Here is a 25,451-nt window from a genome sequence, read left to right as displayed (position 1 = left end):
AAAATCAATGATCACTACAAAAGTCAATTACATAACTCCTACTCTTTACGAAAAAGATTTTTATTTGTGGTTAGAAACAACTGCTAAGTTATTACGAGATCGCCAACTTAATCAACTTGACTATGAAAATTTAATTGAAGAAATTGAAGCAATGGGAAGGAGTGAAAAACACGCACTAGAAAGTAATCTCATTGTTGTTTTAATGCACTTATTAAAATACCAATATCAACCAGAAAAGCGTTCTAAAAGCTGGTTATCTTCTATTTTTGAACACCGTAGGAGACTTGTAAAAACCCTTCAATCTAGTCCTAGTTTGAAAGTTTATTATCAGGAAGTGTTTAATGAATGTTATGAATATGCGGTAAAACAAGCGAGTATTGAAACTGGTTTACTGCTTGAAAATTTTCCTAATATTAGTCTTTTTACTCAGGAAGAAACTTTAGATTTTGACTTTTTACCAAAGTAATGACATAAACTTATTCTTCTTATGCGATCGCTTGACAAATAATCAATAATGATATCTACATTGAGCAATCAGAATGTCCTGATTTTCTACAGCATATACTAGACGGTGTTCTTGATCAATACGACGTGACCAAAAACCTGACCAATTGTGTTTAAGCGGTTCAGGGTTTCCCATTCCTTCAAAGGGATGACGTTTAATATCCTCAATCAATTTATTGATACGCTTGGTCATTTTTTTGTCTATTTGTTGCCAGTATAAATAATCTTGCCAAGCTTGTTCCGACCATTTTAGAATCATTCTTCAATTAACTCTCTTTCGATACCTTTGCCACTTCTGAGTTGTTCTATTGCTGTATTTAATCTCTCTGCATTTTTTGGACTTGCCATTAAATAAGCGGTTTCTCTTTCGGATGCTATATCATTCCATAAATCAATAGGAACAATAACTGCAACGGTTTTTCCTTGTTCATCGGATACATATTGAATATCAGTGGAGTTCATTGGTTGTTAACACCTCAATTGAGTTTTTCCTACAACTATTATGGTGCGATCGCATTATTTAGCGATCGCCTGGTCTTTTAATGGTTAAAATGTTGATTAATAGCTTGTTCCATAATAGCGATCGCTTCTGGTGTAGTGGGAGAGGGATACCAAGGTACGTCTTGATTATCTGTTTTGAGGCGATCAGCAAGAGCATAAAAAGCTTCCGTATCTTCTTTATGGGTAAGGACATAAGCTTTTAATTCTGCTTTACTCATACGTTGAAAATCGACTTTCATTGAATAAATCTCCATAAACCATTGTGATCAATTTGTATTTGCAGTTCTTCTCCAGCAAAGATAAATATTATGCTGTCCCGTTCATCAAAACGTAATAGCTCAATTGAATGATAAAAAGTTGTTAGATATTGACATAATCTAATGCAAACTAATCCTTGTTCTGGGGTTGGCAAAGTATCTTTACCTCGAATCATTGATCATTATTATAGTGCGATTACTTGACCGATAATCATAATCATAATTCTACCTTCTAAATTCTAAATTCTAAATTCTCCCCTACCCTCCTATTAACCGCAAAAAATGCACGTTTCCTGAACTATCCCCCGCAACAATAACCCCATCCGCAGCAACCGCAACGCAATTTATGTCAGCTTCAGCAGTAAAGGTAGCGATACATTTTCCCGTTACTAAATCCCAAATTTTGAGGGTATTGTCCCCATTCCCAGAAATGACCTGTTTGCCATCGGCAGTCACTGTCACTGAGTAAACCCGACCACTATGACCCGTGAGAGTCTTTTCTAAGTTCCCTGTGGCTAAATCCCAAATTTTCAGGGTATTGTCCCGACTCCCAGAAATGACCTGTTTGCCATCGGGAGTCACTGTCACTGAGTAAACCATACTACTATGACCCGTGAGAGTGTTTTCTAAGTTCCCTGTGGCTAAATCCCACACTTTCAGAGTGTAATCCCGACTCCCAGAAATAACCTTTTTGCCATCGGGAGTTAGTTCTAATGTTTCTACTGAGCTACTATGACCTGTAAGAGTCCGAATTAAAGGTTGTGCAAGGGGTGAGGAAATAGTTGGACTCAGCAGACATAACCAAGGTTGATCTTGATACTGTTGAGTGTTTTTTAAAAACCTATTAATATTAGGTAAATGTTGATAATTTACTAATAACCTTGTCAGTTCTTTTGCTAATTGATTGGTATCTTTATCCAGAATATGCCCTGACATATACAAAGCTTTTTGAATTAATCTGAGTTGTTCCCAACTTTCATGGTTTTGAACTAAATCATAATCCTCAATTAATTCTGCTACTCCTAATTTATCTAGCTTTACTTGAAGATAATTAAAATCTGTCAATAACTGACACAACCGATCAAATTGTTGACCCTTGGCTAATTCTTTAGCCAAATCTTTTAAAATAAATTCCTGTTTTTCAGGAGTTGCTGCTTTAAATTTGTCAAGTAATTTACTCATTTTAATTTTTCATTATTGATATCGTAGGGGTTTAACACCGTTAAACCCCCTATTATTGAGGCATAAATCAGGACATAATGGAGGGCATAATGGTATTATGCCCCTACAGAAATATTGTAGGGGTTTAACACTGTTAAACCCAATATTATTGAGGCATAAATCAGAACATAATGGAGGGCATAATGGTATTATGCCCCTACGGGAATATCGTAGGGGTTTAACACTGTTAAACCCAATATTATTATTATTCATCTTCCTCATCATCCCCATATAACTCTTGCCATAATCTATCAGCAATTATCCCATGAATATTAGTAATTTCAACCCCTGCTGCTTTCACCATTTCATCACTCTTGAGGAAGTCAGCAAAACTCTGATGATAAACCTTATAACGGGTTTCTCCATCAACAGGAATTTTATCAATAAATTGTGACCATTCGTTGAGAACTTCTTGTACTCTATATTCAGTCACTTGTAATTCTCCCACTGTGGCAAATTCAGATAATAACTGTCGAGAAATGGGACGACTAACCACCGTTAATAGATAGACAATATTAATTTTAATTCTATCCATTTTCATCCGTCCCCAATGATCACGATAATAATTTTGTAACCCTTGGGGAATATATTCTAACTGTAAATCTTGATAATATCCGTCAGCAATTTGGGGAATAACATAGCGTAAATACATAAAATTATTTTCGCTTTTTTCTACCAACTCATTAATAAACTTCTCTTTAGTTATTGCTTGTCTCTCAAGCCAAATTCTCAATTTATCCTTATAATCATCAAAAGTTTCTATACAAGCTTGAATATAAGTTCTAATATCTTCCTTACACTTTTCGGGATAATCTTGTAGATAAAATATCTTTTCTGGTGCTTCAATTAATAGTCTATGTTTAATTTCATCTTCATCCCTTCTACTCAGAATAAAATAAACCTTATCAGGTAAATAACGAGGCAAATATAAAACATTAGAACCCTCTAATTGACTGTTTAAATCAACTTCATCTAAAGCATCAACAACAATAATTAACTTTTCATTATCAGCCAGTTTATTACTAATTATTTCTAATAAATCTTTAAAATAATTACCATCTCTTGTTGCATCTAAAGATAACTGATCATCTCCCAATTTATAACAGTTAATTAATTGTTTACAAACATTTTCTAAAAATTGATCTGCTCGATTTTGACTATCAGATCTAACATTAAAATAGTAAATACAATTAGGATGGGTATCAACATAATTAGCAATAATACTACTTTTGCCTTCCCCTGGTTTAGCAACAATAGTAAAATAACCTTTGTCATGGGTATTTATAAAATTTTCTATCGCGTCAAAAACAAACTTACGACCAATAAAATGCCGTTGTTTATCCTGAATAAGTGCATTAAATTTCTGTCTATATTGAAACAGTTTATCCCCTTTCCATTCTTTTGGATCAACAATATCAGTCGGTTTTAGATTCAAAGCTTTAGCAATATTTTCCACAGCAAATCTATCAACACTCGCAGGAATACCCTTTTTAAGATCTTTTGTCCATATTAATCTTTTAATGGTATCCAGACTAATAGATGTTTGTATATGTAATTGTTCTTGAGTTAAACCTGCTTGTTTTATAGCATTTTTAAGCGTCTCTTTTCCTTGGGGACTTGATTTTACTTTATCAAAACTCATAGTTATCCTTCCATTTTATTTAGTAATAACAATAATACAGCATTGGTGAGCAATGCCCACTCTACATTTAGCGATGATTAAAGCATAACATAGTTATTTCGATAATTTTAGGGCAACTAGGGTTAATGATGCTGCCCTGTTTGCCCCATTGTTTAGGGCGGAACAAACATCCTAAACAGCCCTTTTTTGAATAATTTTTCATGATAAAACTAAAGCATAGATTCCACTTAAACATTAAACCAATGTCAGAATTACCTCAAGAAAATCGACCTGTTAAACCCGATCAAAGTTTTCGCGTCGGTGTGATCTTTTCGAGTAAAGGCCTAATCATCTTACCCCAAGGAAAGCTATCATTATCTTATCGTCAACTATTAAGTACGATCGCTGTATTCACCACTTTATTCACTATCTTAGGGACAACAGGAATGCCTATATTATCTAAATTTCTGCCATCTCCTACTAATCAATCACAAGAAATCAACCAAAATAACAATATACCCTAAAAATTGTATGGGATGATGTGATATAATTAGCAAGATAGATTTTTTTGATCTACAAGTAGTTTTGGGAGATACATTAACCAATGCGAATTACAACCCAATATATAGAAAACTTAATTATTCAAGCTCGCCAAAATGGATCATCCTCCTTAGAAATAGAAGAACTTGAAGACTATTTGGCACAAATCAAGTCAGGAAAATTAAACGATGAAACAGGTCATATTTTTACGGATAAAAAGGTAGATTCTGACGGTAAAACTATTATACATATATCAACCGCTCCTATTACAACGGATACCCATGATGATTTTGCTGATTTAACGCCAAAACCTATAAAACGCAGACTTCAAACAAACTAAATATGCTAAAATTACCTCTGAACTATGTCAGGATTTTAATTATGCAAATTAATGACAAAACAGGTAATTTTAGTAAGGAGGAATTACAAAGATTAGAAACATTTATCAGGGATGAGCTACTTTCTACCGAAGTTGAATTAGAGTGGTTACGTAAGATCATTATTAGAAATGATGGTCGTAGTGGCTATGGTGGTTATTGGGATATTAAAGTTTATTTCTCTACTGAAGATCCCAATGAGATAGAATCAGTAATAGCCATAATTGTTCTTAATTTTTATGTTGTAGAAATATTGCCTCATTCACAAAGATTAGAGAGATTAATGGAAATTTTAGCCCATGAATATGGACATCATTGGACGCTATCTTATTTAATTATTAATCAGACTATTAGAGACTATTTCCAAGATAGATTACCAGAAGATTATTATACAATTCGGATGTTAAATCCAACAGAATATGCCCCAGATTATAGTCAAGAATGGCATAAATGTGATAAAGAAGTTATTGCTGAAGATTATAGATTTTTATTTGCACCATCACCTCATAATAACAATCATCAAATGGTAGAGCAACACGATTTAGAACCACCTTGTGACACGGTTAGGGCCTATATTGAAAATATTCCGACACTTTCCCCAGAGTGATCACTTATAAGTAAGAAGACGCGAGACTCTTGTTTGATGAGTTAACATAAAATCAACCAACAACCCATAGGCTTATAATACCGATGGGTTATCTATTTTAGTAAAACGTCCACTAGAGGGAAAATTAATTATGACAACTGAGCAAAATGTTCCTCAAGAAAATGCACTGACGACAACCAAAGCAGACGATGAACTTAAAGCGGTTGATACAGAGGTTGTCACAGGAGAAACGCCAAAAACCCCCAGTGAGATTCAAAAAGAAACCGTAGCACTCATTGAGGCCATTAGAGGTAAAGCTTTATCTGAAGCAAAAGAAGCGGGAGAATTAGCCCGTGAGAATTATCTAGAAACCGTTCGGAGAATTCGCCAAGATATTGAACAGAGGAAACTTTTTGATCCTGAGCGCATTGATGAAGCCATCAAACAAGTACAAAAAGAAGTAGAAAAAGATTGGGATGGTATTGTTAAAGAGTGGAATAGCGTGATTAAAGAAGTGACCAGTTTTGGCGATCGCCTTAACGAAGCGGCCAAAACCGCTTGGGAAATCTTAACCACCCCGGCTAAAGATAACAATGATCAAGATAATACGGACAAAAAACTCTAATTTTTGGTGATTCTGCTGAAGTTACCCGTTCCTCTAGGGACGGGGCTTTGTTTTTGGGTTTTCGTCATTCCGTGATCTGCAATACCTGGGCTGCGGTTAGCTGAGATCCTTGCCCCAACTCTGACAAAAAAGCCGAAGCGATCGCCCCATTCCCCTCAAATATAGCTTCCTCATATAAGCCTTCGACCAAGCTTAACACCGTAATCCGTTGCTCTATGGGATCAACAATCCAATATTCAGCAATTCCTCGCGCCTGATATTGCGATCGCTTGTAACGATAATCCCTGTCTACATTTTTCTTGCCTGGTGATACTACTTCTACTACCAACTGAGGGGGAGGCATATCCATTGTTACTGTCGAACGACTAGCAGACTGCAAAGCGATCGCTAATTCCTCCGTAAGTACCATCAAATCTGGCAAACGGACTGTTGCTCTTGTACCACTTACTACTACTTCTGTGCCAATTCTTAAGCGGTAGGAGGGAATTCCCATTTGTAGGAAATAGGCAAATAAAAACGAAGCTATACGAAGATTGCGGTCACTTTCAGGCGGCATAACTAATAATTCCCCATCCTCTAGTTCATAACGGCTATCCGTATCATCGTCATAGTTTAAATAGTCCTCTAAAGACATTATTTGGGGTGCAATTACCATGCCTACTATCCCTCCTTCCAGGAATTATTAATAAAATCTCACTTCGGGCTTCTTACCGCTTATCTTGCGGCGGACTGTATTAACTATTAACCATTATCGTAAAGGCAAGAATCGTACTTGTCCGTCCCATTCTCCCTCAAGACTGCACTCAGCAATCAATATAATTTCCTCGATCGCTAATCCTACTCGAACTTGGCGACTGACTTCAAATAATCCAGGCATAGGTAATGCTGCTTCAATCCGTTTGTAAGCAAAGGTGATCATCGTAGCAACATCGTGGGTTAGGACAACGCGCTTTTGTTGTGCAGCCCATTCTAAAACAGTTGGATCGTCTGCTCCTGACAAGTCTACATCTTGAACACGCACAATATCAATATGGGAACTTTGCCGAAGAATACCACGTACAATCTGATTATTGAAATTCTCGTCAGCAAGCAATAGAACCATATTTGACTACCTATGCTGATTTCTTCGAGTCAGTAACCGCTCACGTATTCCCACTGGATTAAAACGCTGCTCTGCTTCTTGCCGAATTGTTGCTGCTTTATGTTGACGTTCTAAAAGATAGGCATCAACTTCAGCCTTATGTTTTAAATAGTAGCCAATGGTTGAATAAATATCTGGGAGTTGAAGTGATGTATATTGCTCTCCTATCTCCTCTGCTGTAGCACCTTCGAGAAAAGCTATCACCACCGTATCTAGGGTGACACGAGTTTTCCCAACACGCACAACACCGTCAGCATCAATTAATAATGGGGGTGGATCAGTAATAACAGCCAGAGTCATGCTAGTTTCAAATAATGGAGAAGGGTCTAGGCCAAGGACGATATCGCTATTATATTATCTCAAGTCTAAATAACAATACCACCCTCAACCGCTTCGATCTGAATCTTAAAACCATACAGCAAGCTCATCCCGGAGCTTAATTTTCCCGTTTCTGTTGGGACGGGGCTTGATTTTAAGCTTAGGGGCCATGGCTCCTTGACAAATAACTTGCCAGGAATCTGAGAATTACGTTACATTTAGTTAAGTTAGATCTGCTTTTCCGGCAAAATTAGCGGTTTCTATCCAGAAACTATTGACAAAAGCAGCGGATTGTGTTAGAGAAACAAATTTTGATTAATTACGAGAACCCTTAACCTATGAAAATTTCTTGGAGAACCGTATTACTCTGGACTTTACCGATCTTAGTGGTCGGATTTTTCCTGTGGCAAGGGGCCTTTTCCCCCGCATCAGGACAATTAGGCAATAATACGGCTAATACTCGCATGACCTACGGACGCTTCTTAGAATACTTAGATGCAGGCCGTATTCTTAGTGTGGATCTTTATGAAGGGGGACAGACTGCCATCGTCCAAACTAGCGATCCTGAATTAGAAGATAGATTACAACGGTCACGGGTAGATTTACCTATCAATGCACCGGACTTAATTGCCAAATTACGCGCTTCCGATGTACAACTGGAATCCCATCCTATTCGTAATGAAGGGGCATTATGGGGCTTTTTAGGCAATTTATTATTCCCTATCCTCTTAATTGGGGCTTTATTCTTCTTATTCCGTCGTTCCAGTAACTTACCAGGTGGCCCCGGCCAAGCCATGAGTTTTGGTAAATCTCGGGCCCGCTTTCAAATGGAAGCCAAAACTGGCATCATGTTTGATGATGTGGCAGGTATTGACGAAGCCAAAGAAGAATTACAAGAAGTTGTCACCTTCCTTAAACAACCCGAACGCTTTACAGCAGTTGGGGCCCGCATTCCTAAAGGAGTCTTATTAGTCGGCCCTCCTGGAACGGGTAAAACCCTCTTAGCTAAGGCCATTGCTGGTGAGGCTGGAGTTCCTTTCTTCAGTATTTCCGGTTCCGAATTTGTGGAAATGTTCGTCGGGGTTGGGGCTTCCCGTGTACGAGATTTATTCAAAAAAGCCAAAGAAAACGCCCCCTGTTTAATCTTTATCGATGAAATTGATGCCGTAGGCCGTCAACGGGGTGCAGGTATCGGTGGCGGTAACGATGAACGGGAACAAACCCTTAACCAATTATTGACAGAAATGGACGGGTTTGAAGGGAATACAGGAATTATCATTATTGCGGCTACCAACCGCCCTGATGTGTTAGATTCTGCTTTAATGCGTCCGGGCCGTTTTGACCGCCAAGTGATGGTAGATGCGCCTGATTTCAAAGGACGTATTGAAATCTTAGAAGTTCACGCCCGCAACAAAAAATTGGCCCCCGATGTTGGTATTGAATCGATCGCCCGTCGGACTCCTGGCTTTAGTGGTGCAGATTTAGCCAATTTACTGAATGAGGCAGCGATTTTAACCGCCCGTCGTCGTAAAGAAGCAATTACCTTATTAGAAATTGATGATGCGGTGGATCGGGTGGTTGCTGGTATGGAAGGAACCCCCTTGGTAGATAGTAAGAGTAAGCGGTTAATTGCCTATCATGAGGTAGGTCATGCGATCGTCGGAACCTTACTAAAAGATCATGATCCTGTACAGAAAGTGACCTTAATTCCCCGTGGACAGGCACAAGGGTTAACTTGGTTTACCCCTAACGAAGAACAAGGGTTAACTACTAAATCACAACTCATGGCCCGCATTGCAGGGGCTTTAGGGGGTCGTGCCGCAGAAGAAGAAGTCTTCGGCCATGATGAAGTAACAACGGGCGCAGGAGGCGATTTACAGCAAGTTGCGGACATGGCTCGTCAGATGGTGACTCGGTTTGGTATGAGTGACTTAGGCCCCTTATCTTTAGAAAGTTCTTCGGGTGAAGTATTCTTAGGTGGCGGTTTGATGAACCGTGTAGAATATTCTGAAAAAGTAGCGATGAAAATTGATGATCAGGTGCGAACTTTAGCAGAACAAGGTCATCAATTAGCCCGACAACTTATTCGAGATAACCGTGAAGTGATCGATCGCCTGGTGGAATTATTGATTGAAAAGGAAACCATTGACGGCGCAGAATTTCGGCAAATTGTCGCTGAATATACTCATGTACCTGAAAAAGAACAGTTTGTTCCTTCTCTCTAATAATAGATAGAAAGACGCGATCGCCAAAGGCGTGCTTCCAGCAAGCGCGTCTTTTTTTTTGAGCTATCATAACTTGTGATTATCTTTTTTTGCGTCAAATGACTGAAACTTGGCCACCTGGCAAATTATTAGAGGGAGGCAATTACTCCATTGAACGAGAATTAGGACGAGGGGGATTTGGTATTACTTATCTCGCTCGCACTCAAAGAGGCGATCGCGTTGTTATTAAAACCCTTAATCAAGAGACAATTCCTGCTCATCTTTTTGATAAGTTTTGTCAGGATTTTTATGAGGAAGGTAAACGTTTAGAGAAATGTAAGGATCATCCTCATATTGTTAAGGTTTTGGGTTTAATTACAGAATCACAATTACCTTGTTTAGTAATGGAATATGTTCCTGGACAAACCTTACATGATTGGGTAGCAAATCGAGGAATTTTATTAGAAACTGATGCTCTTAATTATATTCGTCAAATTGGTTCTGCTTTACAATGGGTTCATCAACAAAATATCTTACATCGAGATATTAAACCTGATAATATTATGATTCGAGAGCAGAGAAATGAAGCTATATTAATTGATTTTGGTATTGCCCGCGAATTTAATGTTAATCAGACCAAACCAATGACAGCATTTGCATCAGGTGGTTATACTGCCCTTGAGCAATCTTTTCCTATATTTGGTAAAGCAGGGGAACAAATTGATGTTTATGGATTAGCTGCTACTGTATATTATTGTGTTACCTCGAATGCTCCCCCAGAAGCAAGAAATAGAAAAGATAAGATTGAGACTTTAATTGAACCTAAAAATTTTAATCCGGCAATTTCCAATGAACTCAATCAAGCGATTATTCAAGGATTAGCTATTTTTCCTAAAGCTCGACCACAAACTATTGAAAAATGGTTAAATTTATTGCCTAATTTTTCTTCTATTAAGCCGACTAAAATCCAAAAAACCAATATAATAACACCTCAGCAACCACTCAATAAATCAGGAGTTATCTTACTATCCAGTCTCATTACTTTACTTTTAGTAATCATTGCTTTTCTTTCCTTTTTACTTGTTAAAAAACCAGCAGAGATCGGCCAAAATACACCTGTTCCTTTTGTTAAAACTCCTTTGATAAAATCTCAATATTCAGGTTACGGTATCAAATTAACCTATCCTTCTACTTGGAAATTTACAGCCAATGAACCCAATAATTTTATCAAAGATTTTGTTAAATTTACTCCCAATAAATCTTTAAGTAAGTTTGATTTTGAACCCAGAATAATTATGGAACTTTATCAAGAAACAAAACCTCTTGACGAAATTAATCAGGATAATATTGAGCAAATTAGCATCAGCTTACCCTCTGCTAAGATTAGTGCAACTAATGCCATTACTCTTGCGGGTAATCCTGCGTACCAGATTGTTTATGCAGGGAAAGAAGATAATCTTGACATTCAAAAAAAATTGATTACAATTAAGAATAGAGAAAAAGTCTACTTGATTACCTATGAAGCGGCCATCAAGGAATATTCTAAATTCGAGGAAACTGCTCTAGAGATTATCGAATCTTTAGAATTTATCCCCTAGACAATCAGCAAATCTTTGTTTTAATTTTCCCCTAGTGTGAAGTAAGGTAGTGAACGATGAAAAATTTGTCATTAATTAAAATTCCCCCTCTTTTATTAGTCATATTTGCTAGTAATATTATTAGCCCTAATCCTAGTAATGCCAGCACCACAAAAGCAAAATTTTTCTGTGCTAAATTAAATCAAGAATGGCATACTTTTGTTGATACTCCCAGAGGAAAAGCTGCTTTGATTAAATGGGAATCTGGGGCCTTTCAAGAATCAGGATGGACTGATACTAAACGTTGTCAAGAAGTATCTAAACGTTTTCGTAATTTTGCTGCTTCTGGAAAGTTGAAGGAAATTGTTACTGGTGAGGTCAATAATTATCCGGTTTTATGTCCAGCACAATTTCGCAATGGCCCTTGTACAAAAACAGGGGGAAAAACGGATGTTTTAGTCACTCTAAAAAAGGATGCTAATCCTAAGCTAATCTTAAGGCAACTCTTGGATATTAATAAAGGAATTCGGACAGGAAACCCCCTATCATTCAAAATCCCTAATATTGATTCCCCTAGAAATGATGGGGAGTCTTCAGTTAATCTAGATACCTTAATCCGTACCCTTCCTGTGGTTGATGAAAGTCAAATTGAATATCTAAATTGGTGCATTACGACGGATTGTTAAATCCTATTTAAAGCAAGGATTTTAGCTGTCTAACACACCCTACTTCATCAACTACAGTAGAATTAAATAACAATATTGTGATGAAACCTTATCGTAGAGGAAATTAAACCATGAATTGGCGATTATGGGGACTGACAATGTGTTTAGGCAGTTTTGTTATTCCCCTTCCTAGTAATACCCAGAACTTTGCTGATATCTCTCCCTTTTTTAACAGAGAAAATCTCTCTGATACTCAACTCTATGAAAAGGGTAGAATCATCACCGTTAAACTGCTTTCTGATGGGGAACATATCGGTTCAGGAATTATAATTAAACAAAATAGAAACCAGTACCTAGTTGTTACTAATGCTCATGTTATTCGTGCTGCAAGTTCTTCCTATCAGGTACAAACTTTTGATAACAAAGTTTACTTGGCAACGGAAGTTAAAACGGTTAATTTTGGAGAAGATGATTTAGGATTATTACAATTTTTTGCAGCAGAAAAAACCTATGCTGTTGCCAAATTAGGAAAATCTTTGAGTTTGAAAGAAGGGGACAAAGTTTATGCTGTTGGCTTCCCTTTTTCTGGTTATAATAACTCTCATTATAAAACAAAAAAAATTCCTGATATTCAGTCTGATGAGTTTGCCTTTAAATCAGGAAAAGTTGTTAGTATTTTAAACAAAGCCTTAGAAGGGGGCTATCAAGTTGGGTTTAATAATGATGTTTATAAAGGAATGAGTGGCGGGCCATTGTTAAATCAAAAAGGGGAGGTGGTTGCTATTAATGGAAGACACGCTCAGCCTTTATGGGATGCCACAGAATATTATGAAGATGGTTCTCAACCCTCTTTGAGTTTACAACAAATAATTATTCATTCAAGTTGGGCCGTTCCTGTGGAAAGAATGGGGTTAATTTCTGAACCTAATTCTCTGGATTTTCGGGCTGTTTTTTGGTCAGATTAATGATTTTATCCCTCACTTAATCTCATTACATCATCAATGGTTGTGCAATAATTGTTTAGTCCAAAATTAGCAGGAGTAAAGGTCGATTTATAGGTAAAATGACGATAACTAATCGAAAATCTATCCCAATCTTCCATCCTTAAACGAAATACTTTAATAAAGAAATTAATCAGGGTAATTGATAGGGGAATACGAAAATAAATCCGTCTATTAAGATAAGCAGAAATGACTTCTACTGCTTCATCAACGGTTGTTTTTTTGTTCCCTAAAACGACTAACTTTTCATCAGTTTCAGGTAAAGGATGATCGACTAAATAGATAACTACTTGAGCAATATCTTTGGCGTGAATATAATGAAAACTACCATCCGCTTTAAACCAGCGAATTAAGTCTATCCATTTAATAACATCACCAATACCCCCAGACAAATGAGAATAGGGTTTATTGGGTTCTCCACCAAACACTAAGGTAGGAAAAAGAGTGGTTACTTTTTGATAGATTGGTAATTCTTTTAATTGCATAAAACATTGATATTTAGTGCGAATATAATTGGTTCCAAACTCTCCAGCTTCGGGTAAGGGTTGATTTTGTTGATCGAGAATACTTGCGGTTGAAAAATAAAAAATTTGCTCACAGATTTGGGGATCTAATAATTGGATTAATCCTAGGGTTTTGATAACATTAATTTCATAAGATTCCGTAACTCCTCCCCAACTGGTTGCTGCTAAAATGGCTATATTAACCGTCTTTAATAAGTCACTAAATTGTTCAATATTCTGTAAATCTCCCGTGAGAATATGAACATTAGGACGACTTAAATAATCAAATTGTAGCTTATCTGGATTTCTCACTAAAAAATAAAGCTCATGATCCGTTTCCTGAATCAGAGCTTCTGCCATATAATGACCTATACAACCACTAGCACCTGTAATAAAAATTCGCTTCATTCGTTACAATAAGGGGATTATAGACAATGATGGGAATGATAACACTTTCTGACCAACATTGTCTTGTAGGGACATAATATATTATGTCCCTACAACCAAATTAAACAGGAACACCTAATAACTTATCAACCTGTTTCGCAGTTTCAAAGAAACAACGGACATTTTCTTCCGGGGTTCCCACTAAAACACCATGACCTAAATTCAAAATATGGCCACCCCGTCCCGCTTTTCTTACCGTATCAAGAATACGCGCTTTAATGAAGTCATGGGAACCAAATAAGACCCCAGGATCAATATTTCCCTGGACTTTCATTTTACCTAACCGTTGTCTTGCTTCGGCCATATCTACTGTCCAGTCTACACTGATAATATCTACCCCAGATTGACCCATTCTTTCTAATACACCAGCACTACCACTAATATACAGAATGAGAGGGGTATCAGGGTGAGTTTCTTTAACCTTACGGACTATTTGTTGTTGATAAGGTAAGGCAAAAACTTCGTAATCTTGAGGGGTTAATTGGCCGGCCCATGAATCAAATAATTGCACTACTTGGGCCCCGCAGTCAATTTGATACCTTACATAAACTGCGATCGCATCAGCTATTTTACTCAAAAAGCTATGCAAGATTTCGGGTTGAGAAAAGGCCATGCTCTTAATAACAGAATAGGTCTTAGAGCTTTTTCCTTCAATGGCATAGGCAGCTAATGTCCAAGGAGAGCCTACAAATCCTAACACAGTGGACTGATTTCCCACTTCTTGTCGTAAGGTTTGTAAAATGGTTTTAATGAAAGGTAGAGACGCTTCCGGGTCAAGGGGACGTAAGTTGTCTACTTGTTCTTGAGTGCGGATAGGAGGGTCAATAATGGGCCCTTTACTTTCAATAATATCAAAAGGGATACCCATTCCAGGTAAAGGGGTTAGAATATCAGAGAACATGATCACCCCGTCCGGTTGAAATGCTCGCCAAGGTTGCAGAGAAATTTCGATGGCGAGGTCGGGATTTTCAGATCTTTCACGAAAACTGGGGTATTTATCCCGTAAATCCCTATATACTTTCATGTAGCGTCCAGCTTGTCGCATCATCCAAACAGGTGGACGGTCTAATATTTCTCCTTGTGCTGCACGAAGGAGATAGGGTGTATCATTAACTCCAGTCATCGTGGCTTTTCCAGTAATAAACGTGCATTTTTTAGCCTATCATTCGGGGTGGCCTCCTTAATCAAGTTGTAATGAATGTTTATTATTAGGGGTTGGGGGTTGGGTGTTGGGGAAAGAGACATATTATTTAGTGTGAGAAAATTGGTAGAATTTTTATTGATTTAAGTTGAGAAATTTACAATGTATATTAAAAAAATAGAATTTACTAATTTTAGAGGCTTTCAAGAACTTTCTTTAGAGTTACCCAAAGATTTAGCCGTATTTATCGGGGTTAATGGTTCGGGTAAAACATCAATTTTAGATGGCGTTTATAAGTTTATTTTTGCTTTTATTTATGGAGTGATATGCGACTTCAAAAATACCATAGATTATCGACAATTTCCTGGAACTGGAATCAACAGCAATGATATTAATGATAGTCAAAAAGAATCAATTATTTCTGTTCTAATTAATAGTATTTTATACAAAAATAATAATTTAGACAATCTTTGGAAGTTAACGAGTTATCGAGGATTATCAAAAGCCGAAAATACTTCTCTAATAAAATATAATAAAGAACTTTCTGAAAGAATTAGAAAAGAATCAAATTATCCCATACCTATTCTAGTTTATTATCAAACAAGTGCATTAAGAATCTATAAAATAGGTGATTATAAAAAAATGTTTCAAATTTTTGCTGAAAAATCATTACATCTACATTCTGATCAATTTGCTGCTTATAACAATACCCTAATTAAAGAGTTAAATGATTATCAAAACTTTCTTCAATGGTTTAGTGAACAAGAAAATTATGAAAATGAAGTGAGACTTAGAGAAAATTTTGAATACAGAAGTAAAAAACTTGAAATTATTAGAAATGCTTTAGAAATATTTTTAACTTATCTTTCTAAGACCAATTTTTCTGACTTGCGTATTGTTAGAACCAAATCTGACAAATCATCTTTTAACTCAATCTCAATTAAACCAGAATTAACTATTTCAAAAAATGGTATAGATTTAACCATATCACAGTTATCAGAAGGTGAAAAAAAGTGTATTTTAATCGTGGCAGATATTGCGAGACGTTTGGCTATCGCAAATCCTGGTCTAGAAGTTAATGAGGTTTTAAAACAAGGGAATGGTATGATTTTAATTGACGAAATAGAAGCTCATTTACATCCCCAATGGCAAAGAGAAATCATTCCAGCATTAACAAAAACCTTTCCCAGTTGTCAATTTATTGTTACCACTCATTCCCCCCAAGTATTAAGTAAAGTAAAGAGAGAAAATGTTTTTATTCTAGAAGATGGTAATGTTATATCTGCCAAGGATGAAGATTATTATACTTATGGCAGAGATTCTAATTCAATCTTATCTGAAATCATGGAAGTGCCTGAAAGACCTCTAGAAATTAAACAACAAATACGAGATTGTTTAGACTTAATTGATGAAGGTTTTAAGTTAAAAGATGATATTAAGCTAAGAGAAGCAAAAGCTAAAATCAATGAATTATCTGACTTATTGGGAGAAGATGATTTAGACATTGTTAGTCTAAATACAACATTTAAACTGAGATCTAGAGTTAAATGAAATATATTGAAAAACAAGAACAACCCCCATCTTTGTCAGACTATATTAATCAAAAAAAGCAAGAAGGCGATTATCTCATCGTATTTTTTGCTTTACCTATCTTGATCCCTATCTTTAAGCAAAAAAGAATATACCGATTTATATTACAATTTTTAGAATACTATCAACAAATAAGACCTAAATATAGAAAGTATAGCCCTAAAAATGATTTAAGAAATACTTTATTACAAGAACAAGGTTATATTTGTTGTTACTGTTTGGGAACAATAAATATAGACAAAATGAGTATTGAACATTGGCTACCTAAAACTGAGTATAAGGTATTAGAACTAGAATATAGTAACTTATTGGGGAGTTGTTTGGGAAATGGCCCTTCTCGTCGAAGAAATAAAAGACAACATTGTACAGCAAGTAAAGCAGAAATAACAATCACTATTAACCCTACAGATAACAACTGTGAAAGTTTAATTAAGTACAGCAGCAGTGGAAAAATTTATTCTGATAATGAAAAGATTGATAGAGACTTAAGACAAACTTTAAACCTAAACTTAGATAAATTAGTTGATATTAGAAGAAGACAAATTACGATAGTCGAAGAAATAATTTTAAATGATTATCCTAACGGCAACTATACAACTGATGATATTCAATCATTGATCGAGCAATTATATCAATATCCAATTCTATCGGAAGATGGAAAATATGAGCCATATTGTCTGACTGAAATTGGGTATTTAAAAACACTTATTATGGATTTAAAAAGTTAATTAAAACATCAAAATACAATGGGCAAGTTTAACTTAAACCTGCCCTAAAAATTAAAATTTTAATCTCAAAAATTGACTATTTTTTTGCAATTACCCAAACCGCGTGAACGATACCTGGAATATAACCAAGCAGGGTTAATAAAATATTAATCCAGAATTGTGGCCCAATTCCCACTTGTAGGAAAACACCAAGAGGCGGGAGAATAATAGCGCAAATAATACGAACAATATCCATGATTTTTCCTTCAATTTGATCAACAGAGAAATTATCAGATAAACTCATCAATTTGTCAAATTAGCTAAACCAATCATCAACAAAAAAAGCTAAAATCATCAATTTGTTCAGGATTAACTATCAAATTTACCGATTTCTATGGATTAAATAGAGAATCTCAATGGATAACAAGGAACTTTTCGTGACACCCTTGATTTAATCTGTGCTATCCTAGGGAGCTAGACTCAGTTAAAGAACTAATCTGGAAATTATGCGTTTTTTTTGCTTAGGGATTGACAATTTCGAGTAAATGACGGCAATCTAAAAATAAAGTTAAATTATCAACTCACTTTAAAATTGCTGGTTCAGAATCTATGCTTTCCTTGTTATCGTCACTATTAATCGGACAAACAGCCTCCTATCCCTTAACTTATCGGGAAACACAACCCCACTTTGTTACCCAACCCCAGGAAATTCGCCCCTTACCGGGGAAACTCAATGATGTCCTAGTCTTCAATAGCAATAGTCCCGAAGTCGTCTCAACCGAAGGGGTACTTCTCTCCACCTTTCCCCCCAACGGTAAACGCTACCCCAACGCCCATCTAAATTACCCGATACAGGGAAGATTTGACGTTTTTACCCATCATATCTCTCGACCATCCCAACCCAGAAAACTATACCAGGGACTTCTCGTACATAACCCAACCTCCGAAACAGTAGTAGTTCGAGTCTTACAAGGGGCCAGTTATGTCAACTCTACAGATGCCCCATTTATCAATCTTCCCTCCATTGTCGAAGATCCTTCTGGACGGGTATTTTCTGGGCCAGGTTCCCGCCTCATGGGAGATATTCTACGGGGAGTCAACCAACAAGAATTATCCCGTCGTATTGTCATCCCTCCCTATCAAACTCGGATGCTGTTTAGCCTCCCTATCAACCCCAGTAATGCCCGTTCTACCTTCTTACGGGTTTATAGTGATGGCCCCCTCTATATGGCGAATTTAGCCCAGTACGAAGTGGCTCAAACATCAGAAGAAACCACCGTTTACCGAGAACCCAACCTCAATGAATGGCGACATTTAGTAACGAAAGGAAACTTAATTTATCCCAGAGATCTCGTTCCTACTCCTCCTAATGTTTATCTAGCTGACAAGACTATTTATGGTCGCGTGGCGGGTATTTCTGTGGGTTCGGAATGGCAAGCAAGACTGGTAGATCAACCAGGGAAACCCTATCTTAGTATTCCTCAACGGGGATCAGCTTTTTCCTATCCCCTCAGTACCGTAACCACCGGAACCCATGGCACTCAACAAATTCAAAGTGCGCCCATGTTAGTGCGTTATGCTGATACTGCTTATCAAGCTCATGGTAATTATGGGGTTCACTATAATTTAACCCTGCCTCTGGTCAATAAAACCAATGAACGGCAAACCGTAGCAGTAACGTTACAAACCCCCTTTAAGGAAAATCAGTACGCCGATCGCTTGATTTTTACCCACCGTCCCCAAGGTCAAGTATTTTTTCGTGGCACAGTACAGGTGAGCTATCAAGATGAAACTGGCAACTCACAACAGAAGTTCTTTCACCTTGTCCAGCGACAAGGACAACAGGGTGATCCTTTGGTCAGAATTAACCTAGCACCTGGAGAAAAGCGCGATGTAGCCGTTGATTTTCTCTATCCTCCTGATGCTACACCACCTCAAGTTTTGACGGTGAAAACCCTAGAATTGTTCTATGGCAGTGGCCGTTAAAATACTTTCCCGTTTCAGAAATCGAAAAAAAATGAGCCAGACACCCAGATCAAAAAATTTTTTCCCTGGCCATTGGCCGCGTTCCGTAAAAATGATTAAGATAGAAAAGGAAAGCTGCTGTGTTGGTGACTGCCAATAAAGTTTTTTGATCTTGCTTTGAGTTTAAGGGAGCTAATTAGCTTACGTGGCAGTAGACCGAGCTTGTACTCGGAAACGAAAACGCTAAGAAGTCGGCACCCACCTGGTTTATCCAGGTCATAAACTGAGGTAAAACGGCGCGGCGGTTTTTCCATTTGAAGAATTATCACAAGAATGTCAGGGTTTCCAGACATAACGGGGGAGATGGCAAGACAAAAGCCTCTAAGATAACCTAATATTAAAGAAGCCATAACAATTTTAGGCATTGGTACAACAAATAAATCCCTGCACACCTTTGGGTTTTCCCGCTAAGATTATCCAGTTAAACCACGGGTTGACGCTTATTCATCAACAAATTGATGTTACCCCAGTGGCAGTGGTAGATGTATGGGTAAAAGCAGGGGCGATCGCAGAACCCACTCAATGGGGAGGGATGGCCCATTTTTTAGAACACATGATCTTTAAAGGCAGTAAGCACATATTGCCAGGGGTGTTTGATCAAGTTATTGAACATCATGGAGGTGTAACTAATGCCTTTACCAGTCATGATTATGCTCATTTTTTCCTCACCACCGCAGCAACTCAGTTACCCCAGACTTTGCCCTATTTAGCGGAAATTTTGTTAAAAGCGGAAATTCCCGATGAAGAATTTATCAGGGAACGAGAGGTGGTACTCGAAGAAATTCGCGCATCTTTTGATGATCCTGACTGGTTAGGGTTTCAAACCCTATGCGAGACGTTATATCAACATCATCCCTACGGACGGCCCATTTTAGGCCATGAAACCCAACTACGGCAATATTCTCCCCATCAGATGCGTTGTTTTCATCGTACCCATTATCAACCAAATAACATGACGGTGGTGGTGGTAGGGAATATTCCAGAAGATCAGGCCTTGTCCTTAGTCGAAAAAACCTTTGATGGGTTTAGTGTCCCTTCAGAATGTCCCCCTACTCAAATTAACCATGAACCCCCCTTAGTAGAAATTCGACGAAATAAGATGTATTTGCCGAATTTGGCCCAAGGACGCTTATTAATGGGATGGATAGGCCCAGGGGTGGAAAGATTAGAAGATAGTGTTGGGTTGGATCTCCTCTCAGTCATTTTAGGGTGTGGAAGAACCTCCCGTTTAGTGAGAGAATTACGAGAAGAAAAACAACTGGTGTGGGATATTGAAAGTAGTTTTTCCTTGCAACGGGACTCCAGTATCTTTACTATTGGGGCCTGGTTAGAACCCCAACAGTTAGATCGGGTGGAAAAATTGATCGGCGATCGCTTGGCCCAATTACAACAAGAACCAGTCACAGAAGCAGAATTAAGCAAGGTTAAACGGTTACTCTGTCATGATTATATCTTTTCGACAGAAACCCCCAGTCAACTGGCCGGCCTTTATGGTTATTATCACACCTTAGCCAGTGCAGAACTGTCCTTAACCTATCCTACTATCATTGAACAATATACCGCCAAGGATTTACAACGAATTGCCCGTCAATATCTGTCACCAGAACGGTATGCTATCACCATCATGCAACCTTGCTAGTCCATGAACCATTACTCATCAAAAATGTCCATCCCTACCCACCCAAAACAACAGTCCCTACATCGTTTAGTTTTAGATAATGGAATCACATTAATTGTTCGAGAAAACTCCACTGCTGATTTAATTTCTGGGCGTTTCTTTTTCAAAAATGCGGGTTCATTGTGGGAAACAAGGGAAAAAGCGGGAATTTTTCATTTATTAGCGACTGTAATTACAAAAGGAACAGAAAGATTATCTTCCGTTGAAATTGCTGAAGCGATCGAGTCTATTGGGGCCGGGTTAGGAGGTGATACGGCCACGGATTATTTTATGATGAGTCTGAAAACCGTTTCTGGGGACTTTCCAGAAATGTTGGCATTATTAGCAGAAATTCTGCGATCGCCGACTTTTCCTGAAGAAGAAGTTACCCTAGAAAAACAGTTAATTTGTCAAACAATTCGTTCTCAACAAGAACAACCTTTTAATGTTGCTTTTAATCAATTACGAAGCACCATGTATGGGGATCATCCCTATGGTGGTTCAATTTTAGGCACAGAAGAAACAGTGAATCAATTGAGTCGAGAAGATTTACAAAATTGTCATAAAACTTATTTTAGACCTGATAATTTAATTATTAGTTTATCAGGAAAAATTACTTTAGATGAAGCCGTTACATTGATAAAAAAAACCTTTGGTAATTGGCAAATTCCCCCTGAACCTTTACCCTTATCTTCCTTTCCGAGTTTAACCTCTGATCCTTGCGAAAAAATTCTGCATCAACAGACCCAACAATCTATCATTATGTTAGGTTATTTAACCGTTGGAGTCAGCAGTCCTGATTATGCTGTGCTTAAATTATTAAGTACCTATTTAGGCAATGGATTATCAAGTCGTTTATTTGTTGAATTACGGGAAAAAAGAGGCTTAGCTTATGATGTTTCTGCCTTTTATTCTACCCGTTTAGAACCTTCTCAATTTGTGGTTTATATTGGAACAGCCCCAACTAATACTAAAATTGCCCTCGAAGGATTACAGCAAGAAACAGAACGATTATGTAAAATAGAATTAACCCCTGAAGAATTACAAACTGCCAAAAATAAGTTATTAGGACAATATGCTTTAGGAAAACAAACTAATGCTGAAGTTGCCCAATTATACGGTTGGTATGAGACATTAGGATTAGGCATTGAATTTGATCAAGACTTTCAGGAAAAAATTGCTAAAATTACCCCTGAAATTGCTAAGATAGTGGCGCAAAAATATTTATTATCTCCCTATATTTCAGTGGTTGGGCCAACATAACGAAGTCAGATTCTCTCAAGTTAGAATTTTTGTACCATTTTTATATTCTAGCTAAAGTCCGACTCAGGAGCAAAGCGATCGCCATCAACTCATATCATTTCGTTTGATCGCGGTGATATAATGTGACTTATACTTATTTCAGAAAAAATTTAGGAGAATCCGAAAATGTCTATCGTCTTTCAAATAGTTTTAGCTGCCCTCGTTTTCTTTTCCTTTGTTATGGTGGTGGGCGTTCCCGTTGCTTATGCGTCTCCTCAAAACTGGGATCAGTCTAAACCCTTACTATATCTAGGTTCTGCCATTTGGACTGTTTTGGTTTTATTAGTTGCTATTTTAAACTTCTTCGTGGTTTAAGAGTGGCAAGGCCCATTTCCCCATCTTTAGCTAAGCTTAGAGATGGGGATTTTTATTGTAGAAATTTTTAGGACAATTATGACCATTTTTGAGGGAACCTTTACCCAAGACCCATCTATTTTACGTTTTGCCATTGTTATTGGTCGTTTTAATGATTTAGTCACAGACAAGCTTTTATCGGGGTGTCAAGACTGTTTAAAGCGTCATGGGGTGAATGTTGACCCTAACGGGACTCAAGTTGACTATGTGTGGGTTCCTGGTAGTTTTGAAGTTCCGATGGTGGCCCGTCAATTAGCCCTATTAGGTAATTATGATGCCATTATCTGTTTAGGGGCCATTATTCGCGGCCATACCCCTCATTTTGATTATGTAGCCGCAGAAGCAGCGAAGGGTATTGCCGCCACAGGCTTTCAAACAGGGGTTCCCGTCGTTTTTGGCATTTTAACCACTGATACCATGCAACAAGCCTTAGAACGGGCAGGAATTAAGAGTAATTTGGGTTGGAATTATGCCATGAATGCCCTAGAAATGGCGAGTTTAATGGGACAGTTACGGGGTCAAATTCCTTCTGATAATTCAAAACCTGCTTTACCTGTTTCTCAACTTAATAATCCCATGATTTCAGAATTTTCTGAAAAATAAGAATAAGTTCAATTCCTGTTTTTTGCCTCCTATGTCAGATTTATATGTTTCCTGGGAAGAATATCATCAACAGATTGAAACTTTAGCAGTTCAAATTTATCAATCTAATTGGCAATTTAATCAAATTGTTTGTATTGCTAAAGGTGGGTTGCGAGTTGGGGATATTCTGAGTCGTCTCTATGATATTCCTTTAGCTATTGTAGCGGCGGCTTCCTATGGGGGAATAGATAACCGTCTTCGGGAAAAATTAAATATTGGTGAACATTTAGCAATGACCAATAAAAAGCTAGGAAATCGTATCTTATTAGTGGATGATTTAGTTGATTCTGGGGTAAGTTTACAGCAAGTGAGTCAATGGTTAAAAGATTCTTCTCTCTCAGATATTCAAGAGATGAAAACGGCAGTAATTTGGTATAAAAGTTGTTCTGTTTTTAAACCTGATTATTATGTAGAATATTTATCTGATAATCCTTGGATTCATCAACCTTTTGAACGTTACGAGACAATGACTCTAAAAGAATTAGTAGGGTTTAACGGCCGTTAAACCCTACGGATGGAAATTATTGATTTAAAGGAATGCCTTTTGTTCTTAATAATTCTCGGACATCAAGTAACAAAGGAAAAATCTCTTGATTCCAGTCTCCTCCTTGCATATCATACGCTTTTTGTTCTGTTTCTACTGCCATTTTATCTTCAGCAAAAATCTCTCCTGTAAAGTATCGCATCAACGGCCATAAAAGGGTTAATAATCCTGGTATTTTAGGACGACGAATCATCAACATTCCAAAACTATGATTGATTTTTTGTTCCTTGTCAACGGGAATATATGAAACCCAAAGTTTTAATGCAGGTAAGCTCGAATTTGGCCCACAAACTGTTAGGGTTTGATAAGGATATTCTGTCCGAATGGTCATAATATCAAAATCTGTTGCAGTTTCCTCTTTATTTCGTCCCGCAGCTAACACTAAATGTGCAGTGGGGTGGGGTTCACCTTTAAATTTATATTTCGCTTCTACCCAATTATCTCCTTGAGAATTTTCGATTAAACTTGGTTTAACTTTTCCCATCAAACGTCGATGTAAAAATTGATGATTCATATCCATCAAATTTTCGAGTAAAAAGGAATAATGACAGTTAACTCGACGGGAAAAATACATCGTTTTATAATCATTATTTGTTGAATTTTCTATCTCAGGAAACGGGACAGTTTTTGCTAATTCTGCTACTCCTGGAAAGATAAAAATATGATTATAAGCTTCTCGACAAGGATAACTTTTAACGCCTTTAGGAATAGGTATTCCTTGAGGTAAATAGGGAACTCCTGCTAATTTTCCTGTCTCATCATACGTCCATCCATGATAAGTACATTTAAGCTTAGAACCGCAGACAACCCCTTGACTTAAGGGAATTTGTCGATGAATACAACGATCTTCTAAAGCAAAAACATGATTAGATTTTGTGCGAATTAAAACAATGGGTTCTCCTCCAAATGTTACACCATAAGTTTTTTCTTTTTTAACATCTTTTGATTGAGCAATAGGATACCAAAAATTGGGATTTAACCCGATTCTTCTTAAATCTAATTCCTGGTTTTTATAGTGGCCATGTTCAACTAATTCATCTGTTTTCCAGTTTGTTTTCATTGTTGTTTAATTGATGTTGTTGAAAAAATAATAAGTGAGATTGACGATTAATTACCGATTTTCAAACATAAGAATAGAATAATTATAAGACAAACAAAATTAAACCAAACCTTTAAAGCTTGGTCAGGGAAAACTTACTGGATCTATCCTAGAATTTTCGATGTTTTTGCTGTCTCGCGTTATTTAAGAAAATTAGGGTAAAATAAATCGTATTAAATCTAGCACAACTAATTTTTTTGTGGGTAGCCAAATTGTAAATTTATTTACAATTTGTTAATCTTGATACGAAAAAATATGTCAGAATGTAAACATTATCTAAAGTTACCAGTAAATCCATTGAC

The 25,451-nt window shown here is 37.1% G+C and carries 30 protein-coding genes and 1 other RNA gene; 18 read left to right on the top strand and 13 right to left on the bottom strand.

Features of this window, described 5'->3' with window-relative positions:
• Positions 1 to 7: 7 nt before the first annotated feature.
• Complete coding sequence (locus VB691_RS10390) at positions 8 to 466, top strand: DUF29 domain-containing protein (protein ID WP_323291419.1); 459 nt, start codon at positions 8 to 10, stop codon at positions 464 to 466.
• 42 nt (positions 467 to 508) lie between these two features.
• On the opposite strand, the gene VB691_RS10385 is transcribed toward VB691_RS10390, so the two are convergent.
• From VB691_RS10385 to VB691_RS10360, 6 genes are all read right to left on the bottom strand, one after another.
• Positions 509 to 763, bottom strand: a complete 255-nt coding sequence (locus tag VB691_RS10385; protein WP_323291418.1) for a Txe/YoeB family addiction module toxin — start codon at positions 761 to 763, stop codon at positions 509 to 511.
• Positions 760 to 966: a prevent-host-death protein gene (locus VB691_RS10380; RefSeq protein WP_323291417.1), complete on the bottom strand. Its 207-nt coding sequence runs from the start codon at positions 964 to 966 to the stop codon at positions 760 to 762. Before VB691_RS10380 ends, VB691_RS10385 begins: the two co-directional genes overlap by 4 nt.
• Positions 967 to 1,043: 77 nt before the next feature.
• Positions 1,044 to 1,244, bottom strand: coding sequence for a DUF6887 family protein (locus tag VB691_RS10375; RefSeq protein ID WP_323291416.1), 201 nt, complete (start codon positions 1,242 to 1,244; stop codon positions 1,044 to 1,046).
• On the bottom strand, positions 1,241 to 1,438 hold the full coding sequence (locus VB691_RS10370) for a DUF6888 family protein (protein WP_323291415.1): 198 nt from the start codon (positions 1,436 to 1,438) through the stop codon (positions 1,241 to 1,243). The genes VB691_RS10375 and VB691_RS10370 overlap by 4 nt, the downstream gene beginning before the upstream one ends.
• Before the next feature lie 82 nt (positions 1,439 to 1,520).
• Entirely contained in the window at positions 1,521 to 2,444 is a 924-nt protein-coding gene (locus VB691_RS10365; protein ID WP_323291414.1) for a hypothetical protein, read from the bottom strand.
• Positions 2,445 to 2,688: 244 nt separating this feature from the next.
• Positions 2,689 to 4,125: a helix-turn-helix transcriptional regulator gene (locus tag VB691_RS10360; protein ID WP_323291413.1), complete on the bottom strand. Its 1,437-nt coding sequence runs from the start codon at positions 4,123 to 4,125 to the stop codon at positions 2,689 to 2,691.
• Between the two features lie 242 nt (positions 4,126 to 4,367).
• Between VB691_RS10360 and VB691_RS10355 the strand changes: the two genes are divergently transcribed.
• The 4 genes from VB691_RS10355 to VB691_RS10340 all read left to right on the top strand — a co-directional run bounded on the left by VB691_RS10355 (position 4,368) and on the right by VB691_RS10340 (position 6,232).
• The gene (locus VB691_RS10355) at positions 4,368 to 4,628 is read left to right on the top strand and encodes a hypothetical protein (protein WP_323291412.1); all 261 of its coding nucleotides are present in this window, start codon (positions 4,368 to 4,370) and stop codon (positions 4,626 to 4,628) included.
• A gap of 80 nt (positions 4,629 to 4,708) precedes the next feature.
• On the top strand, positions 4,709 to 4,984 hold the full coding sequence (locus VB691_RS10350) for a hypothetical protein (RefSeq protein WP_323291411.1): 276 nt from the start codon (positions 4,709 to 4,711) through the stop codon (positions 4,982 to 4,984).
• Between the two features lie 41 nt (positions 4,985 to 5,025).
• Positions 5,026 to 5,628: a hypothetical protein gene (locus VB691_RS10345; RefSeq protein WP_323291410.1), complete on the top strand. Its 603-nt coding sequence runs from the start codon at positions 5,026 to 5,028 to the stop codon at positions 5,626 to 5,628.
• A 130-nt stretch (positions 5,629 to 5,758) separates the two neighbouring features.
• Entirely contained in the window at positions 5,759 to 6,232 is a 474-nt protein-coding gene (locus VB691_RS10340) for a hypothetical protein (RefSeq protein WP_323291409.1), read from the top strand.
• Between the two features lie 64 nt (positions 6,233 to 6,296).
• Here VB691_RS10340 and VB691_RS10335 read toward each other — a convergent pair whose 3' ends face one another.
• From VB691_RS10335 to VB691_RS10325, 3 genes are all read right to left on the bottom strand, one after another.
• Positions 6,297 to 6,887, bottom strand: coding sequence for a Uma2 family endonuclease (locus VB691_RS10335; protein WP_323291408.1), 591 nt, complete (start codon positions 6,885 to 6,887; stop codon positions 6,297 to 6,299).
• A gap of 93 nt (positions 6,888 to 6,980) precedes the next feature.
• Entirely contained in the window at positions 6,981 to 7,334 is a 354-nt protein-coding gene (locus tag VB691_RS10330; RefSeq protein WP_323291407.1) for a DUF5615 family PIN-like protein, read from the bottom strand.
• Positions 7,335 to 7,340: 6 nt separating this feature from the next.
• Complete coding sequence (locus tag VB691_RS10325) at positions 7,341 to 7,673, bottom strand: DUF433 domain-containing protein (protein WP_323291406.1); 333 nt, start codon at positions 7,671 to 7,673, stop codon at positions 7,341 to 7,343.
• A gap of 356 nt (positions 7,674 to 8,029) precedes the next feature.
• On the opposite strand from VB691_RS10325, the gene ftsH2 reads away from it, so the two are divergent.
• From ftsH2 to VB691_RS10305, 4 genes are all read left to right on the top strand, one after another.
• Positions 8,030 to 9,916 carry an ATP-dependent zinc metalloprotease FtsH2 gene (gene ftsH2, locus VB691_RS10320; protein ID WP_323291405.1) on the top strand — a complete coding sequence of 629 codons (1,887 nt, stop codon included), beginning with the start codon at positions 8,030 to 8,032 and terminating at the stop codon, positions 9,914 to 9,916.
• A gap of 98 nt (positions 9,917 to 10,014) precedes the next feature.
• Positions 10,015 to 11,493 (top strand): protein kinase domain-containing protein, encoded by a 1,479-nt coding sequence (locus VB691_RS10315; RefSeq protein ID WP_323291404.1) that lies wholly within the window; start codon positions 10,015 to 10,017, stop codon positions 11,491 to 11,493.
• Positions 11,494 to 11,549: 56 nt separating this feature from the next.
• On the top strand, positions 11,550 to 12,158 hold the full coding sequence (locus VB691_RS10310) for a COP23 domain-containing protein (RefSeq protein ID WP_323291403.1): 609 nt from the start codon (positions 11,550 to 11,552) through the stop codon (positions 12,156 to 12,158).
• Positions 12,159 to 12,268: 110 nt separating this feature from the next.
• Positions 12,269 to 13,102, top strand: coding sequence for a serine protease (locus tag VB691_RS10305; RefSeq protein ID WP_323291402.1), 834 nt, complete (start codon positions 12,269 to 12,271; stop codon positions 13,100 to 13,102).
• 5 nt (positions 13,103 to 13,107) lie between these two features.
• On the opposite strand, the gene VB691_RS10300 is transcribed toward VB691_RS10305, so the two are convergent.
• The gene (locus VB691_RS10300) at positions 13,108 to 14,049 is read right to left on the bottom strand and encodes an NAD(P)-dependent oxidoreductase (RefSeq protein WP_323291401.1); all 942 of its coding nucleotides are present in this window, start codon (positions 14,047 to 14,049) and stop codon (positions 13,108 to 13,110) included.
• 100 nt (positions 14,050 to 14,149) lie between these two features.
• Positions 14,150 to 15,211 carry a uroporphyrinogen decarboxylase gene (gene hemE, locus VB691_RS10295; protein ID WP_323291400.1) on the bottom strand — a complete coding sequence of 354 codons (1,062 nt, stop codon included), beginning with the start codon at positions 15,209 to 15,211 and terminating at the stop codon, positions 14,150 to 14,152.
• Between the two features lie 180 nt (positions 15,212 to 15,391).
• On the opposite strand from hemE, the gene VB691_RS10290 reads away from it, so the two are divergent.
• The gene (locus VB691_RS10290; protein WP_323291399.1) at positions 15,392 to 16,780 is read left to right on the top strand and encodes an AAA family ATPase; all 1,389 of its coding nucleotides are present in this window, start codon (positions 15,392 to 15,394) and stop codon (positions 16,778 to 16,780) included.
• A complete protein-coding gene (locus VB691_RS10285; protein WP_323291398.1) occupies positions 16,777 to 17,547 on the top strand; it encodes a retron system putative HNH endonuclease in 771 nt (256 codons plus the stop codon). The genes VB691_RS10290 and VB691_RS10285 overlap by 4 nt, the downstream gene beginning before the upstream one ends.
• A 76-nt stretch (positions 17,548 to 17,623) precedes the next feature.
• Here the strand turns inward: VB691_RS10285 and VB691_RS10280 are convergent, their stop codons facing one another.
• Positions 17,624 to 17,782, bottom strand: coding sequence for a YqaE/Pmp3 family membrane protein (locus VB691_RS10280; protein ID WP_323291479.1), 159 nt, complete (start codon positions 17,780 to 17,782; stop codon positions 17,624 to 17,626).
• Positions 17,783 to 18,135: 353 nt separating this feature from the next.
• On the opposite strand from VB691_RS10280, the gene VB691_RS10275 reads away from it, so the two are divergent.
• The 7 genes from VB691_RS10275 to VB691_RS10245 all read left to right on the top strand — a co-directional run bounded on the left by VB691_RS10275 (position 18,136) and on the right by VB691_RS10245 (position 24,011).
• A complete protein-coding gene (locus tag VB691_RS10275; protein ID WP_323291397.1) occupies positions 18,136 to 19,512 on the top strand; it encodes a DUF3370 domain-containing protein in 1,377 nt (458 codons plus the stop codon).
• A 108-nt stretch (positions 19,513 to 19,620) separates the two neighbouring features.
• Positions 19,621 to 19,803: non-coding RNA, 6S RNA (gene ssrS, locus VB691_RS10270), on the top strand.
• A 112-nt stretch (positions 19,804 to 19,915) separates the two neighbouring features.
• Positions 19,916 to 21,190 (top strand): pitrilysin family protein, encoded by a 1,275-nt coding sequence (locus VB691_RS10265; RefSeq protein ID WP_323291396.1) that lies wholly within the window; start codon positions 19,916 to 19,918, stop codon positions 21,188 to 21,190.
• Between the two features lie 24 nt (positions 21,191 to 21,214).
• Positions 21,215 to 22,471: a pitrilysin family protein gene (locus VB691_RS10260; protein ID WP_323291395.1), complete on the top strand. Its 1,257-nt coding sequence runs from the start codon at positions 21,215 to 21,217 to the stop codon at positions 22,469 to 22,471.
• A gap of 165 nt (positions 22,472 to 22,636) precedes the next feature.
• On the top strand, positions 22,637 to 22,825 hold the full coding sequence (gene psbZ / locus VB691_RS10255) for a photosystem II reaction center protein PsbZ (protein ID WP_323291394.1): 189 nt from the start codon (positions 22,637 to 22,639) through the stop codon (positions 22,823 to 22,825).
• Positions 22,826 to 22,903: 78 nt separating this feature from the next.
• Complete coding sequence (gene ribH / locus VB691_RS10250) at positions 22,904 to 23,467, top strand: 6,7-dimethyl-8-ribityllumazine synthase (protein ID WP_323291393.1); 564 nt, start codon at positions 22,904 to 22,906, stop codon at positions 23,465 to 23,467.
• A 31-nt stretch (positions 23,468 to 23,498) separates the two neighbouring features.
• Entirely contained in the window at positions 23,499 to 24,011 is a 513-nt protein-coding gene (locus VB691_RS10245) for a phosphoribosyltransferase (RefSeq protein WP_323291392.1), read from the top strand.
• Positions 24,012 to 24,027: 16 nt separating this feature from the next.
• Here the strand turns inward: VB691_RS10245 and VB691_RS10240 are convergent, their stop codons facing one another.
• Positions 24,028 to 25,110 carry an aromatic ring-hydroxylating dioxygenase subunit alpha gene (locus tag VB691_RS10240; RefSeq protein WP_323291391.1) on the bottom strand — a complete coding sequence of 361 codons (1,083 nt, stop codon included), beginning with the start codon at positions 25,108 to 25,110 and terminating at the stop codon, positions 24,028 to 24,030.
• Positions 25,111 to 25,451: the final 341 nt, after the last annotated feature.

It is taken from the genome of Crocosphaera sp. XPORK-15E (assembly GCF_034931425.1).
GTDB lineage: Bacteria > Cyanobacteriota > Cyanobacteriia > Cyanobacteriales > Microcystaceae > UHCC-0190.
The sequence above is the reverse complement of the archived record's forward strand: the minus strand, read 5'-3'. Positions and strand labels throughout refer to the sequence as shown.